Source organism: Paenibacillus sp. B01, assembly GCF_009649995.1.
GTDB classification, from domain to species: Bacteria; Bacillota; Bacilli; order Paenibacillales; family Paenibacillaceae; genus Paenibacillus_O; species Paenibacillus_O pasadenensis.
Genome location: NZ_CP045802.1, coordinates 1,612,406 through 1,625,000 on the forward strand (window position 1 = coordinate 1,612,406; position 12,595 = coordinate 1,625,000).

A 12,595-nucleotide genomic window follows, 5' to 3' on the forward strand; every position below is an offset into this window, starting at 1 on the left:
CATGAAGCTCATCGAGGCTTGGAACGGCGCCGGATTCGCGATCGCCTGGCTGGCTCAGGCTGTCCTGCTGACGATTCTGATCTATGCGCTGCTGCGGCGGCTGTCGACCAAAAGACCGCGATGGCTGCATCTGCAGCGCCGCGGGCCGAAGGGGCGGCTGCTTGCGGATCGTCAGCTGAGGCTCGTAGGTCTGAAGCGGACCAGCCGCGTCGTCGAGGAGCGATCGAGGCTTCTGGCCGGCTGCGGAATTCGATGGGACGGCGCGGCCTATGCGGCTGCTCGCCGGATCGTCTTCGCGGCGGGCGCGCTTGCCGCCCTGCTTGGCGCCGGCCTGCCGGCTCTTGGCGTCAGGCCGCTGCTTGTCCTGCCGCTGGCAGGCTGGGGAGCGCTGATCTTGCTGACGTTCGCGCTGCTCGTCGATAAGATCGCGCTGGAGTCGATCCGACAGGCACGCTCCGCCAAAGTCATCCGCGAGATCCATACCGTCAGCACTCAGCTGCTGTACCTGCAAGGCTCGTCGCTCCATATCCATGCCAAGCTCATGCGCTGCGTTCCGTATACGAGGTCGATCCGCGGCGAGCTCCAGAATCTGCTTGGCGAGTGGTATCACGATGCGGGCGAGGCGATCCGCATGTTCAAGACGCGAGTCGGCACCGAGGAAGCGATCAGCTTCGCCGAGACGGTCGATTCCCTGCGGCTGCACGAGGACGATGCCTACTACGGGCTGCTGCGGGAGCGGATCCGCGACTACAAGGAAAAGCTGGAGATCGCCAAGGAATCCCGCAAGGAATCCGGCTCTTACGTGCTGTTCATCCTCGCCGGCCTGCCGATCCTCTACACGTTTCAAGTCTTCATCTACCCTTGGGTGAGAGAAAGCCAGAAGCTGTTCGACTCCCTGCAATAATACGAGAAAAGGAGGTGAGAGCATGCGAAACATTCTCGTCACCGTCATGATGATCGTCGTCATGCTGGTGCTCTTCAATACGATCATTTCAGACAACGCGACCGGCACCCGTGCGCGGATTCAGACCCAAGGCAACGGCGCGAACACGATGATCGGCAACCTGCTCCCTTAATGCGAAGGAAGGTGGAATCGTGAAGGAAATTCTTGCATCGGTGCTGCTGCTGGCCGCGGTGCTGCTGCTTTATGTCGCTGTCGCGCAAGGACCGCGGGGGACGAAGGCCGGCTTGGAAAGCTTCGGAAGCGCTATGTCCCAGAGCATTCGGAGCACGGATCCTTGAAGCAGATTCTCGTATTCGTCCTGTTCGCGGCGATGTTGTGCTGGATGATGTTCTCGCCGGTCTATAAGCATGTGCTCGTCATGCGGGAAGCGATGCTGCAGAAGGAAGTGGATTACCTGCTCGAGATCGGAGCGAGCGGCAGCCGCGGCTACATCGATGCGGAGATGCTCGAGCAGGCGCGGGGGCGGCTCGCCGCCGTCGGCATGCGGCCCGAGGCGGTCGAGTTCCGGGTCAGCTCCACGAACGGCTTGCCGGCCGACCGCGCGAGCGAGCCGTTGCCGAGAGGGACGGGACTGCGGCTGGAGGCGAGCTATCCGTACGAGCGGCTGTTCGAGATCGACCGCCTGATCGGCATTCCCGCGCCTTCCGCAGGCGAGCGGATGCGAGCGGTCGGACTGAAGATGAGCGAATTCGTGCCGTAACGGTTTCGTGGCGGAAAGGTAGGGAAGACGATGTACAAGCTGCTGCTGATCCTGCTGATGAGCATGCTCTGGCTGAGCGCGCATGCGGCGCAAGCGGACGAGGAGCGTGCCGTGCGGATGCTGTTCGAAGCGAAGCATGCTGTCAACCGCGCGGCTCATGCCGCCGCCCAGCAGCTGGATGAGGAGGAGCTGGCTGAAGGTCGGTTCGACATCGACAAAGCTCGGGCCGAGGCTGCCGCCGCCATCTATTTGCAGGAAAACCTGTTCTTGGACGGCGAAGGGCGGCCGGCTGCAGGGTCCAGGCTGAAAGCGGCCGTTGTCGTCGAGGCGTGGGAAGTCATCGGCCGGGAGCATTCCTTCCCGTATGTATACCGCGACAGCCGCTTCGACTACGAAGTGACGCTGGATCGGCCAGGCGTCGTCCTGATCGTCCGCATCGAGCATCCCCGGCTGTTTTCCGTCATGGAGCCGATCATCTGGCATGTGAAGGGCACGGCGCAGCTCGTTTTGCCTTGATCTTGATTTGCCATCCCCCCTCCCTTCTAGTAAACTTTTACTAGAATTGAAAGAGTGGTGCTAGGGAGGGCGATGGACCGATGTTCAAGCTCGGCGAAAAAGTCGTGATCGTTTCCGATCAGTATGAGCAGAATCTTCCTGTCGGGGAGTATGGATATATCATTGCTTACGACCGCAATGCGGACAATGTATTCGATTATGTCGTGCGCGTTCCGGCACACAACCGGAACTTCCTCGTTCCGGGATTGGATGTCGAGCTCGACAAGGTGCTTTTGAAGCTGGAGGCCGACCGCGTGGAGCGCGAGGCGCTGATCGATTATGCGCTCGCCACCCGCAACGAGGAGCTGTTCAACCGCATCGTCCGCGGCGACGCGGAGGTGCCGGAGGAGGAGGACCTCTCGTCCAAGGACGTGCAGACCCGGGAGGATTTCATCCGCCAGGTCAATCTCAAGGCGTGGATCTGATTGACCCTCCCGCCGTCGGGGGATAGAGGAATAGAGCCTAATCCGAAAGGAAGTGCAGCGAAGCATGAACGTTGTTTTTCATGGACAATCTTGCATCGGCATCACGCTGGAGGACGGCAAGTCCCTGCTGATCGATCCGTTTCTGAGCGGAAATCCGCTCGCCCGGACAAGCGCGGAGGAGGTGGAGGCGGATTACATCCTGCTCACCCATGCGCATCAGGACCATATTCAGGACGCCGCCGCCATCTCGAAGCGGACCGGCGCGCCGATCGTCGCGATTCCGGAGCTCGCCGCGTACATGTCCTGGCAGGGAGCCAAAAAGCTAGGTATGAACATGGGCGGCACGGTTGATCTCGGCGGCTTTGCCAAGGCGACGATGGTGCAGGCGTTCCACAGCTCGGGCATCGTGATCGAGGACGAGCAGCGCATCGTATACGGCGGCATGCCGGCCGGATTCGTCGTCGAGGCCGGCGGCCTTACGTTCCTGCATGCGGGGGACACCTGCCTGTTCTCCGACATGGCGCTCATCGGCCGCCGCTACCAGCCGGATGTCGCGTTCATCCCGATCGGAGGCCACTATACGATGGGGCCGGAGGATGCGCTGCAAGCCGCCGAGTGGTACGGAGCCAAGCTTGTCGTGCCGATCCATTACGACACGTTCCCGCCGATCCGCCAGGATGCGGATGCGTTCGTCGCGCGGCTCGGCGAGCTGGGGCTCAAAGGCCAGGTCGTCCCGCCAGGCGGCAAGCTCGACCTGGCTGGGCTGAAGTGATCGGAGATCGCTTCGAGCCCAATCCGGGCAAGCGAGCGGGTTCATGAACTTTTGCAGGCTTGCTGCTGGTCGAATTCAGACCGGCAAGCTTCGTGCGGAAAAGCGGATAGCGCCTTCCACGCGGCATCGGCCGCCGGACCTTCGGTCCGGCGGTTTTTTCGTGCGCGTTGCCGCATTCGTTTAGCGCTGCGCATTGAGAATGTTGTCGGACTCAAGGTATAATACGGGGAATGGTGTCAGGCATCAGTCATCTTGCTAGGCAAGGGGGAAAAGAACGATGAGCATCGACGCGAAGACGGTCGAGCATGTCGCGAATCTGGCGCGGCTGGAGCTGAGCGGGGAAGAGAAGGAACAGTTCGCCAGCCAGCTCAGCGCCATATTGAAGTACGCAGAAAAACTGGACGAGCTGGATACGGAAGGCATCGAGCCGACGAGCCACGTGCTTCCGGTCACGAACGTGATGCGCGAGGACGTGGTGCGCGAGTCCGTCTCCAACGAGACTGCGCTGCGCAACGCGCCGGACGACGAGGACGGGCAGTTCAAGGTGCCTGCCGTACTGGAATAGCCGCTAGCGGCGAAGGGAGGAACATCGGTTGGCTTTATTCGATCAAAGACTACAGGCTCTACATAACGAGCTCGCCGCCGGCAAGCTGTCCGCGGCCGAGCTGACCGAGGCGGCCTATGCGCGGATCGCCGAGACCGACGAGCGGATCGGCGCGTTCCTGACGCTGAACGAGGAGGCGGCGCGCGTCCGCGCGGCCGAGCTCGATCAGGCCGGCGCGGCCAAGGGACTGCTGCATGCGCTGCCTGCGGGCATCAAGGACAACATCGTCACCAAGGGGCTGCGCACGACATGCGCGAGCCAGTTTCTTTCCAATTATGATCCGATCTACGATGCGACCGTCTCCGGCAAGCTTCAGGATGCCGGAGCGGTGACGATCGGCAAGCTCAACATGGACGAGTTCGCGATGGGCGGCTCCAACGAGAACTCCAGCTTCCGTCCCGTGCGCAACCCGTGGAATACGGACTATGTGCCGGGCGGCTCGAGCGGCGGCTCCGCAGCGGCGGTGGCGGCGGGCCAGGTCTACTTCGCGCTCGGCTCCGACACCGGCGGCTCGATCCGGCAGCCGGCCTCCTACTGCGGCGTCGTCGGCCTCAAGCCGACGTACGGCCTCGTCTCCCGCTTCGGCCTGGTGGCGTTCGCCTCCTCGCTCGACGCGATCGGGCCGATCACCAAAAACGTCGAGGACGCGGCTTATGTGCTGCAGACGATCGCCGGCCACGACCGCATGGACTCTACGTCGGCCGACGTCTCCATCCCCGACTATGTCGGCTCGCTCAGCGGGGATATCAAGGGCATGCGCATCGGCGTGCCGAAGGAGTACATGGGCGAGGGCATCGATCCGAAGGTCAAGGAAGCGGTGCTGGCCGCGCTGCGCGTGCTTGAGGATCTCGGCGCGACCTGGGAGGAAGTTTCCCTGCCGCATACCGAATATGCGGTCGCGACCTATTATCTGCTCGCCTCCTCCGAGGCTTCCTCCAACCTGGCCCGCTTCGACGGCGTGCGCTACGGCGTGCGCGCGGACGATCCGGACAACCTGATCGACTTGTACCGCAAGTCGCGCAGCCAAGGCTTCGGCCAGGAGGTCAAGCGCCGCATCATGCTCGGCACGTACGCGCTGAGCTCCGGCTATTACGACGCCTACTACCTCAAGGCGCAAAAGGTCCGCACGCTCATCAAGCGCGACTTCGACCAGGCGTTCGAAAAATACGACCTGCTCGTCGGACCGACCGCGCCGACGACGGCGTTCCGCATCGGCGAGCAGATCGGCGATCCGTTGACGATGTACCTCAACGACATCGTGACGATTCCGGTCAGCCTCGCCGGCGTTCCGGCCATCAGCGTGCCATGCGGCTTCGCGGACGGCCTCCCGGTCGGCCTGCAGCTCATCGGCAAGCCGTTCGACGAATCGACCGTGCTGCGCGCCGCCCATGCCTATGAGCAGCATACGGACCACCACAAGGCGCGCCCGCAGCTGTAGGGCGCCGCATCAAGCATCAAGCAAGCAGGAGGAGCTAAGCCATGACTCACTACCAATCGTACGAGACGGTCATCGGGCTTGAAGTGCATGTCGAGCTTCATACCGCCAGCAAGATCTTCTGCGGCTGCTCGACTTCCTTCGGCGCCCCGCCGAATACCCATACCTGTCCGATCTGCCTGGGGCATCCCGGCGTGCTGCCGGTGCTCAACCGCCAGGCGGTCGACTACGCGATGAAGGCCGCGATGGCGCTGAACTGCACGATCGCCGACGTCAGCAAGTTTGACCGCAAGAACTATTTCTATCCCGATTCGCCCAAGGCGTATCAGATTTCCCAGTTCGACCAGCCGATCGGCGAGAACGGCTGGATCGACATCGAGGTCGACGGCAAGACGAAGCGCATCGGCATCACCCGCCTTCATCTGGAGGAGGACGCGGGCAAGCTGACCCATGTCGAGGGCGGCTATGCCTCGCTCGTCGACTTTAACCGCGTCGGCACGCCGCTTGTGGAGATCGTGTCCGAGCCGGATTTGCGCACGCCGGAGGAAGCCAAGGCTTACCTGGAGAAGCTCCGCGCCATCATGCAGTACTGCGACGTATCCGACGTCAAGATGGAGGAAGGCAGCCTCCGCTGCGACGCCAACATCAGCCTGCGCCCTTGGGGCCAGGAGAAGTTCGGCATTCGCGCCGAGCTTAAAAACATGAACTCGTTCCGCGGCGTGCAGCGCGGCCTTGAGTACGAGCAGCTCCGCCAGGCCGATATCCTCGACGCCGGCGGCACGGTCGTGCAGGAGACGCGCCGCTGGGACGACAGCCAGGGCAAGACCTTCTCGATGCGAGGCAAGGAAGAGTCGCATGACTACCGCTACTTCCCGGACCCCGATCTCGTGCGGCTGCACATCGACAGCGAGTGGAAGGAGCGCGTGCGCGCCTCCATCCCGGAGCTACCGGACGCTCGCCAAGCCCGCTATACGGCGGAGTACGGCCTGCCCGCCTACGATGCCGGCGTCATCACCGCTTCCAAAAAGCTGGCCGACTTCTTCGAGGAGAGCTTGTCCTACACCAAGGACGCCAAGGCCGTCTCCAACTGGATCATGGGCGACCTGCTCGGCTACCTGAACCAGACCGGGAAGGAGATCGAGGCTGTCCGCATCACCGGCCAGGGCCTCGGCGAGATGATCGGCTTGCTGGAGAAGGGCACGATCAGCGGCAAGATCGCCAAGACCGTCTTCAAGGAAATGCTCGAAAGCGGCAAGCGCCCGCAGCAGATCGTCGAGGAGCAAGGACTCGTGCAGATCAGCGACGAAGGCGCGATTAAGGCGATCGTCGAGAAGATCGTCGCCGCCAATCCGCAATCGGTCGAGGATTACCGAGCCGGCAAGGAAAAGGCGATCGGCTTCCTCGTCGGCCAAGTGATGAAGGAGTCGCGAGGCAAGGCGAATCCCGGACTCGTCAACAAGCTGCTCGTCGACGTCCTCAACGCCTGAATTCGTCGGCATCCATCCGGATATCCGGCAGCAGCCGTCCTCTCGATTCGGGAGGGCGGCTTTGTTCATTTAAAAAAGAAGCGGCAATCCGCACTAATCAGGGTAAAATACAACATGCCCCATGCCCGGCAAAGAATTAAAGCCCGCGCATACAATGAGAAGCGTCGGCGGTTATGCCCGCGGCGCACGGACATTCGGCATTCATGGGAGGAATGGCATGAACAACGCGCTACACTCGATCGCTTCGGACAGTCCGTGGTATATCAACGAATGGGAGCTGCTGCTGAGGCTGTTCATCGCGGTGCTGCTCGGCGGCCTCGTCGGGTTCGAACGGGAGCAGTCCAACCACGCCGCCGGCTTCCGCACCAACATCCTCGTCTGTCTCGGCTCCTGCCTCTTGATGCTGTTGTCCATATACGGCTTCGCCCAGTTCGTCAACGAGACGAACGTTCGGCTTGATCCCGCGCGCCTGGCCGCGCAGGTCATTACCGGCATCGGGTTCCTGGGCGCCGGGACAATCCTGTTTACGGGCAAGTCGATCACCGGCTTGACGACGGCGGCTTCGCTCTGGGTCGTATCCGCCATCGGCCTGTCGGTCGGCGCGGGCTTCCTGCTGCCGGCGGTCGCGACGACCGTGCTCGTGCTGCTCGTGCTCGTCGTGCTCAACAAGCTCGAAAAAAAATTCAGCGGCGGCAAGCGCGAGCATCATCTGAAGGTGCTGGCCGACGAAAAGGAAGCGCTGCTGCAGGCCGTGAGCGCCTTGCTCGCGGAGCAGGGCATCGTCATGCGCAAGCTGTCGCTGCAGGAGTACGGAGACCGGGAGCTGGAGCGGCCGCGGGTCATGCTCCTGCTGCATATTACGTTTCCGAAGCAGGATAAGCTGATTCCGCTGTTGGAAAAAATCAAATGCCTGGAGGGCGTGCATGCCGTGAGTGCCGAATGAGCGCCGAAGCCCGCAACCGAAAAAATCGTTGGCTGACCGGCCTCTATGCCGCCTTGCTTCCGGGCGGCGGCCATCTGTATTTGGGCTGGTACGGCCGCGGCCTGCTGCTGCTGCTCGTCGTGCTGCTTGATTTGGCGGCGCTGATCCGATTTTCGGATTCGACGAGCGGGAGCCGCGCGCTGCTGCTGCTCTATCTCGGCTACGCCCTGCCGGCTTTGTATTTCTATAGCGTCTTCGATTCGCTCGAAATCCATTCCCGAATCAAGCTTGCGCCCGCGGGCAAGAGAAGCGACGCTGGTCCGTTTTCCTTGCGGCATAGCCTCGTGCTGGTGGCGGGCGGCTTGCTGCTGTTGTTTCTGATTCGCCCGACCGAGGCGGTCCAGCCGCGGCTCGACTGGATCGGCGACATGGCCTCCGGAGCGGTGCTGCTCGCTCTGGCGGCCTGGCTGTCGCTGCGAAGGCGGCCGGAGCAGTTCCGCTTCGGAAGGCTCAGCTCCATCCTGCTGCTTGCGGCTTGCGGAGCGATCCTTCTGTGGGATCAGGTCCGCGAGCGCAACGACATCGGCCTGCTCTCCGACTGGTGGCCGATGCTGTTCGTGCTTGCCGGCATCGAGATGCTGGCGTTCCAGCTGCTCGAAAAGCATCGTCCCGGCCGCCGGCTGTCCGTCGGCGCTGGAGCGGCCGCGGCCGCTGTGCTGCTCATCGGATCGGCCTATGCCGTCACCCAGTACGGGGGCCTGCCGTTCCGCTGGCTCGACCAGTATGCCGGCCGGACGAGCCTGGAAAACCTGTCGGAGGAAAAAGGCTTCCGCTACGAGGAGGAGCCGATCGTCCTGACGCTCGAGGAGCAGGTGACGAGCGTCATCCTCGACAATCCGAACGGCGATGTGACGGTCCGCTCGAGTCCGGACAGCCGTCTGGTGACCGTCGAGGCCGAGCTATGGGTGGATACGGAGGATTCCCAGGAAGCAGATTACGTCCGCCAGAAGTCGAAGCTGAAAGTCAGCTCGGAAGACAAGCTGGAAATCGCCGCCCAAGGCATGCCTTACGGAGCGAACGGCTCCCGGCTGCCCCGCTACAATCTGATCGTGACGTTGCCGGCCGATCTTGAGGCTTCGTTCCGGATCGACGAGCCGGAACCGCTCCCTCTGCTGCCGCTGCCGTCCTTGCCGACAGGGCTTTCATCCCCTGGCCCGTCCATCGCCGCTGCTGCTCCATTGCCTTCGGCCGGCGGCAGCGCGTCCCTGGAGCCGGTTTCCGGCATGACGGCAGCCGGGCCGAGCGAGCCTCCGTCCGCCGCGGCGACGCCCGAAGCGTCCTTGCCGCCAAGCCCGTCGGCTTCGCCGACTCCCGGACCTCAGGCGGTCAAGGTGCTGCTCCATGTCGGCAACGGCAACGTGTCGATGTCCGGCCTGACCGCCGAGGGAGGATGGACGATCAAAAACCGGAACGGCTCTATCGAGCTGCGCGATCTTCGAGGCAAGGTCGAGGCCGACACGACCAGCGGCAATATCGCAGCGGAACGGATCTTCGGCGATGCCGCCCTATCCGCCCGCGACGGCAGCATCCAGGCTTCGCGCATCAGCGGCTCGATCAATGCCTACACGAGCAACGGCAATCTTGAAGTGGGCGACATCGAGGGGGAGTCGACCATCCTCGAGACGAAAAACGGATTTATCCGGGTCGAGGAAGTGGCGGGCAGCCTTCAGGCCGACACGCTGAACGGCGAGATCCGCATCCGCAGCTCGTCCGTCGGCGGGGGCTGGGACATCGATAGCTCGATTGGCGAGGTCATGCTGTCGCTGCCGACGTCATCCTCCATTGTCATGGACGGCGCGGTCACGTTCGGCGAGATCCGCTCGGAGCTGCCGCTCCAGGTGACGAAGAAGCGGGTAGAAGGCATCATCGGACTCGGCCTCCATCGGATTCGCGTGGATGCGAACAGCGACATCTCCATCTACGCCTACCCGTCCATGCCCGAATAGTTCCAGCTGCGCGAGCGCCGGTTTCGTTGACAAAACGGGAAATCCGCGCGTACAATAGAACTACTACAAAGTAATTAAGACTATAAGGAAGGCGTGATCGGGAATGGGAGCCAGCGTAGAACAAGCCCTAGAGCAGCTTAAATCCAGCGGCGTCCGCATGACCCCGCAGCGTCACGCGATACTTGGGTTTCTGATGAACTCGATGACTCATCCTACCGCGGATGAGATCTATAAAGCTTTGTCACCCGATTTCCCGAGCATGAGCGTCGCGACGATCTACAACAACCTCCGGCTGTTCGTGGAGGCGGGCCTCGTGCGGGAGCTGACTTACGGAGACGACTCAAGCCGTTTCGATGCGAATCTGTCGGATCATTATCATGCCATCTGCAAGGTCTGCGGCGAGATCGTCGACTTCGACTATCCGCCGCTGATGGAAGTCGAGCGCGCCGCTTCGCGGGAGACCGGATTCCGCGTCGAAGGTCATCGCATGGAGATCTACGGCGTGTGCACGTCCTGTCGGGCTGCCGTGCCGCACTCGTAATCGAGCCTGGAGAAGCGCTGCTTCCCGGCTTTTTTTTTGCATTTTTTTGCCGATAGACTCATAGAGTAGAGAGACAACTTTCCGTCGGCAAGACTCGTCTAGGGGATGACAGCAAAGGAGCGTGAAGCATGAAGAGGGGACAAGCCTACGGAGGCAAGCGCCGCAGAAGCGGCTTCCGGCGGCTGCTTGGCTTTTGCCTGATAATTGGAATGATAGCGGGCGCGTGGGCGGCCTACAGCAAGCTCACGCCGAGCCGTGACGATATGAAGCCGGAATACGGCCATGCCCATCCGCTGTTCTACGGCGGGACGTACTTGAAGGAAGGCGCGCTGATCGAGCAAGGCCAGACGCTGCTTCCGCTCGAGGCGATCAGGACGGTGCTGGGCAGCGATCTGCCCGTCTGGTACGAGGAGAAGACGCAGTCGATCATCCTCACGAGCGATACGAAGGTGCTCTTCATGAAAAAGGACGAGCTGCAAGCCAAGCTCGGCGACAAGCCGTTCCAGCTTGCCGTAGCACCGGTGGAACGAAACGGACGCGTCTACATGCCGCTGTCTCCGCTCAAGACGTTGTACGGCATCCAGGCGGAGATTTCCTCCGTGAGCGGCGTCATGACGTTGGAAAGAGCCGGGGACCGGCTCAGGATGGCCGTTTCCGCGAAGGATGACGAGGACATTTTCGTGCGGTCGGAGCCGTCCATCCATCGTCCCTATGTGGATCGGGCCGCGCCGGGCCAGCCGCTGATCGTATGGGGCGAGCAGGAAGACTGGTACAAGGTGCAAGGGCCGGAGGGCCACTCGGGCTATGTCCGCAAAAAAGAGCTTCGCTTCACCGGAGACCGCGTGATCGCGCCGCTCCAGGAGGAGGAGCCTGCGCTTCCATGGAAGCCGGGCCAGAAGGTCAATCTCACCTGGGAAGCCGTTTACAGCAAGCATCCCGATCCGTCCGGCTATCCGGCGATGGAGGGCGTCAACGTCGTCAGTCCGACCTGGTTCGAGGTCAGCGACGGCAGCGGCCAGATCCGCAGCAAGGCCGATGCGTCCTACGGAGCCTGGGCTCGCCAGAGGGGGATGCAGGTGTGGGCGCTGTTCAGCAACGCCTTTGATCCGGATCTGACGACCAAGGTGCTCTCGAGCGCCGAGACCCGGTTCACGATGATCCGGCAGCTGCTCGCTTATGCGGAGATGTACAAGCTGCAGGGGATCAATATCGACTTCGAGAACGTGCGCACCTCAGACAAGCAGAACTTCGTGCAGTTCGTGCGGGAGCTGTCTCCGATGCTGCACGAAGCGGGGCTGATCGTCTCGATCGATGTCACCCCGAAGTCGAGCAGCGAGATGTGGTCGCTGTTCCTCGATCGCGAGGCGCTGATCGACAGCGTCGACTATATGATGCTGATGGCGTATGACGAGCACTGGGCGAGCAGTCCAAAGGCCGGCTCGGTCGCATCGCTTCCTTGGGTAGAGGCTTCCATAAAGCGCCTGCTGGAGGAAGACGGCGTCGATCCGGTGAAGCTCGTGCTCAGCATGCCGCTGTATACCCGGATCTGGAGCGAGTCCAAGGGCGAGGATGGGAGCGTAGACGTGTCGTCCAAGGCCGTCGGCATGGATCGCATCCGCGAGATCATGCGGGACCGCAAGCTGACACCCGTGTTCGATGAGGCGGCTGGACAGAACTACATCGAGTATGCCGAAAAGGAAGGCGTCCGAAACCGGATCTGGATCGAGGATGAGCGGTCGATCGAGGCGAGGGTGGAGCTCGTGCACAAGTACGGCTTGGCCGGCGTTGCTACTTGGGCGCGTTCTTTCCAGACGGACAGCATCTGGGGCGTCATTCATGAGAGTCTGTCTCGTCCTTCCTGATTCCAAAAGAATGAAAAAACCGCCGGACCTGCGAGAGGTCCGGCGGTTTTGCTGCGGTCAGGCTTGGCTTGCGGGCGGGGCCGGCTTGTCCTCCGGCGCGGCATGCGTCTCGGGAGCCTCGTAGCCTTCCGTAGCGCGCTCCGCATCCAGCGTCAGAATCGTTTTGCAGTACATGCAGCGATCCGTACGGCCCAGGATTTTGGTCTGGCGCCCGCATTCCGGGCAGATCAGCATGACCGCGCTCGTGGACAGCATGCCCGCCCAGAAGTAGATGCCGACGCTGATCACCAGCGCGATCATGCCGATGACCATGAAGATCGCG

Annotated in this window: 15 protein-coding genes (1 of these 15 only partly in view); 14 read left to right on the forward strand and 1 reads right to left on the reverse strand. The window is 62.3% G+C overall.

What is annotated here, in order from left to right; all coding sequences use genetic code 11:
- The first annotated feature begins 1 nt into the window (after window position 1).
- The 14 genes from GE073_RS06945 (at window position 2) to GE073_RS07005 (ending at window position 12,273) form a co-directional block, all read left to right on the forward strand.
- Window positions 2–904, forward strand: coding sequence for a hypothetical protein (locus tag GE073_RS06945; protein WP_153783125.1), 903 nt, complete (start codon window positions 2–4; stop codon window positions 902–904).
- 22 nt (window positions 905–926) lie between these two features.
- On the forward strand, window positions 927–1,076 hold the full coding sequence (locus GE073_RS25010) for a hypothetical protein (protein WP_180968469.1): 150 nt from the start codon (window positions 927–929) through the stop codon (window positions 1,074–1,076).
- 19 nt (window positions 1,077–1,095) lie between these two features.
- Window positions 1,096–1,242, forward strand: a complete 147-nt coding sequence (locus tag GE073_RS06950) for a hypothetical protein (protein WP_153783126.1) — start codon at window positions 1,096–1,098, stop codon at window positions 1,240–1,242.
- Window positions 1,239–1,664 (forward strand): hypothetical protein, encoded by a 426-nt coding sequence (locus GE073_RS06955; RefSeq protein WP_101808757.1) that lies wholly within the window; start codon window positions 1,239–1,241, stop codon window positions 1,662–1,664. The genes GE073_RS06950 and GE073_RS06955 overlap by 4 nt, the downstream gene beginning before the upstream one ends.
- 30 nt (window positions 1,665–1,694) lie before the next feature.
- Window positions 1,695–2,180 carry a hypothetical protein gene (locus GE073_RS06960; RefSeq protein ID WP_101808758.1) on the forward strand — a complete coding sequence of 162 codons (486 nt, stop codon included), beginning with the start codon at window positions 1,695–1,697 and terminating at the stop codon, window positions 2,178–2,180.
- A gap of 80 nt (window positions 2,181–2,260) precedes the next feature.
- Window positions 2,261–2,644 (forward strand): ATPase, encoded by a 384-nt coding sequence (locus tag GE073_RS06965; protein ID WP_153783127.1) that lies wholly within the window; start codon window positions 2,261–2,263, stop codon window positions 2,642–2,644.
- A 64-nt stretch (window positions 2,645–2,708) separates the two neighbouring features.
- Window positions 2,709–3,416 (forward strand): metal-dependent hydrolase, encoded by a 708-nt coding sequence (locus GE073_RS06970; RefSeq protein WP_153783128.1) that lies wholly within the window; start codon window positions 2,709–2,711, stop codon window positions 3,414–3,416.
- A 277-nt stretch (window positions 3,417–3,693) separates the two neighbouring features.
- A complete protein-coding gene (gene gatC / locus GE073_RS06975) occupies window positions 3,694–3,981 on the forward strand; it encodes an Asp-tRNA(Asn)/Glu-tRNA(Gln) amidotransferase subunit GatC (protein WP_028600560.1) in 288 nt (95 codons plus the stop codon).
- A gap of 28 nt (window positions 3,982–4,009) precedes the next feature.
- Window positions 4,010–5,458, forward strand: coding sequence for an Asp-tRNA(Asn)/Glu-tRNA(Gln) amidotransferase subunit GatA (gatA, locus tag GE073_RS06980; protein ID WP_153783129.1), 1,449 nt, complete (start codon window positions 4,010–4,012; stop codon window positions 5,456–5,458).
- 41 nt (window positions 5,459–5,499) lie between these two features.
- Window positions 5,500–6,942: an Asp-tRNA(Asn)/Glu-tRNA(Gln) amidotransferase subunit GatB gene (gene gatB, locus GE073_RS06985; RefSeq protein WP_028600558.1), complete on the forward strand. Its 1,443-nt coding sequence runs from the start codon at window positions 5,500–5,502 to the stop codon at window positions 6,940–6,942.
- A 217-nt stretch (window positions 6,943–7,159) separates the two neighbouring features.
- Window positions 7,160–7,885, forward strand: a complete 726-nt coding sequence (locus GE073_RS06990) for an MgtC/SapB family protein (protein WP_043111992.1) — start codon at window positions 7,160–7,162, stop codon at window positions 7,883–7,885.
- On the forward strand, window positions 7,882–9,870 hold the full coding sequence (locus GE073_RS06995) for a DUF4097 family beta strand repeat-containing protein (protein WP_194843297.1): 1,989 nt from the start codon (window positions 7,882–7,884) through the stop codon (window positions 9,868–9,870). Before GE073_RS06990 ends, GE073_RS06995 begins: the two co-directional genes overlap by 4 nt.
- Before the next feature lie 103 nt (window positions 9,871–9,973).
- A complete protein-coding gene (gene perR / locus GE073_RS07000) occupies window positions 9,974–10,411 on the forward strand; it encodes a peroxide-responsive transcriptional repressor PerR (protein WP_028600555.1) in 438 nt (145 codons plus the stop codon).
- 128 nt (window positions 10,412–10,539) lie between these two features.
- Entirely contained in the window at window positions 10,540–12,273 is a 1,734-nt protein-coding gene (locus tag GE073_RS07005) for a glycosyl hydrolase family 18 protein (protein WP_153783131.1), read from the forward strand.
- 57 nt (window positions 12,274–12,330) lie between these two features.
- On the opposite strand, the gene GE073_RS07010 is transcribed toward GE073_RS07005, so the two are convergent.
- Window positions 12,331–12,595: the 3' portion of a YgzB family protein gene (locus GE073_RS07010; protein ID WP_028600553.1), read on the reverse strand. It continues 131 nt past the right edge of the window; 265 of the gene's 396 nt are visible here — the last part of the coding sequence; the start codon falls outside the window, past its right edge; its stop codon occupies window positions 12,331–12,333.

Coding starts and splice junctions, on each gene's coding strand:
- GE073_RS06970 (WP_153783128.1), top strand. CDS start 2,709: ATGAACGTTGTTTTTCATGGACAATCTTGCATCGGCATCACGCTGGAG.
- GE073_RS06965 (WP_153783127.1), top strand. CDS start 2,261: ATGTTCAAGCTCGGCGAAAAAGTCGTGATCGTTTCCGATCAGTATGAG.
- GE073_RS07005 (WP_153783131.1), top strand. CDS start 10,540: ATGAAGAGGGGACAAGCCTACGGAGGCAAGCGCCGCAGAAGCGGCTTC.
- GE073_RS06995 (WP_194843297.1), top strand. CDS start 7,882: ATGAGCGCCGAAGCCCGCAACCGAAAAAATCGTTGGCTGACCGGCCTC.
- perR (WP_028600555.1), top strand. CDS start 9,974: ATGGGAGCCAGCGTAGAACAAGCCCTAGAGCAGCTTAAATCCAGCGGC.
- GE073_RS25010 (WP_180968469.1), top strand. CDS start 927: ATGCGAAACATTCTCGTCACCGTCATGATGATCGTCGTCATGCTGGTG.
- GE073_RS06960 (WP_101808758.1), top strand. CDS start 1,695: ATGTACAAGCTGCTGCTGATCCTGCTGATGAGCATGCTCTGGCTGAGC.
- GE073_RS06990 (WP_043111992.1), top strand. CDS start 7,160: ATGAACAACGCGCTACACTCGATCGCTTCGGACAGTCCGTGGTATATC.
- GE073_RS06945 (WP_153783125.1), top strand. CDS start 2: ATGAAGCTCATCGAGGCTTGGAACGGCGCCGGATTCGCGATCGCCTGG.
- gatC (WP_028600560.1), top strand. CDS start 3,694: ATGAGCATCGACGCGAAGACGGTCGAGCATGTCGCGAATCTGGCGCGG.
- gatB (WP_028600558.1), top strand. CDS start 5,500: ATGACTCACTACCAATCGTACGAGACGGTCATCGGGCTTGAAGTGCAT.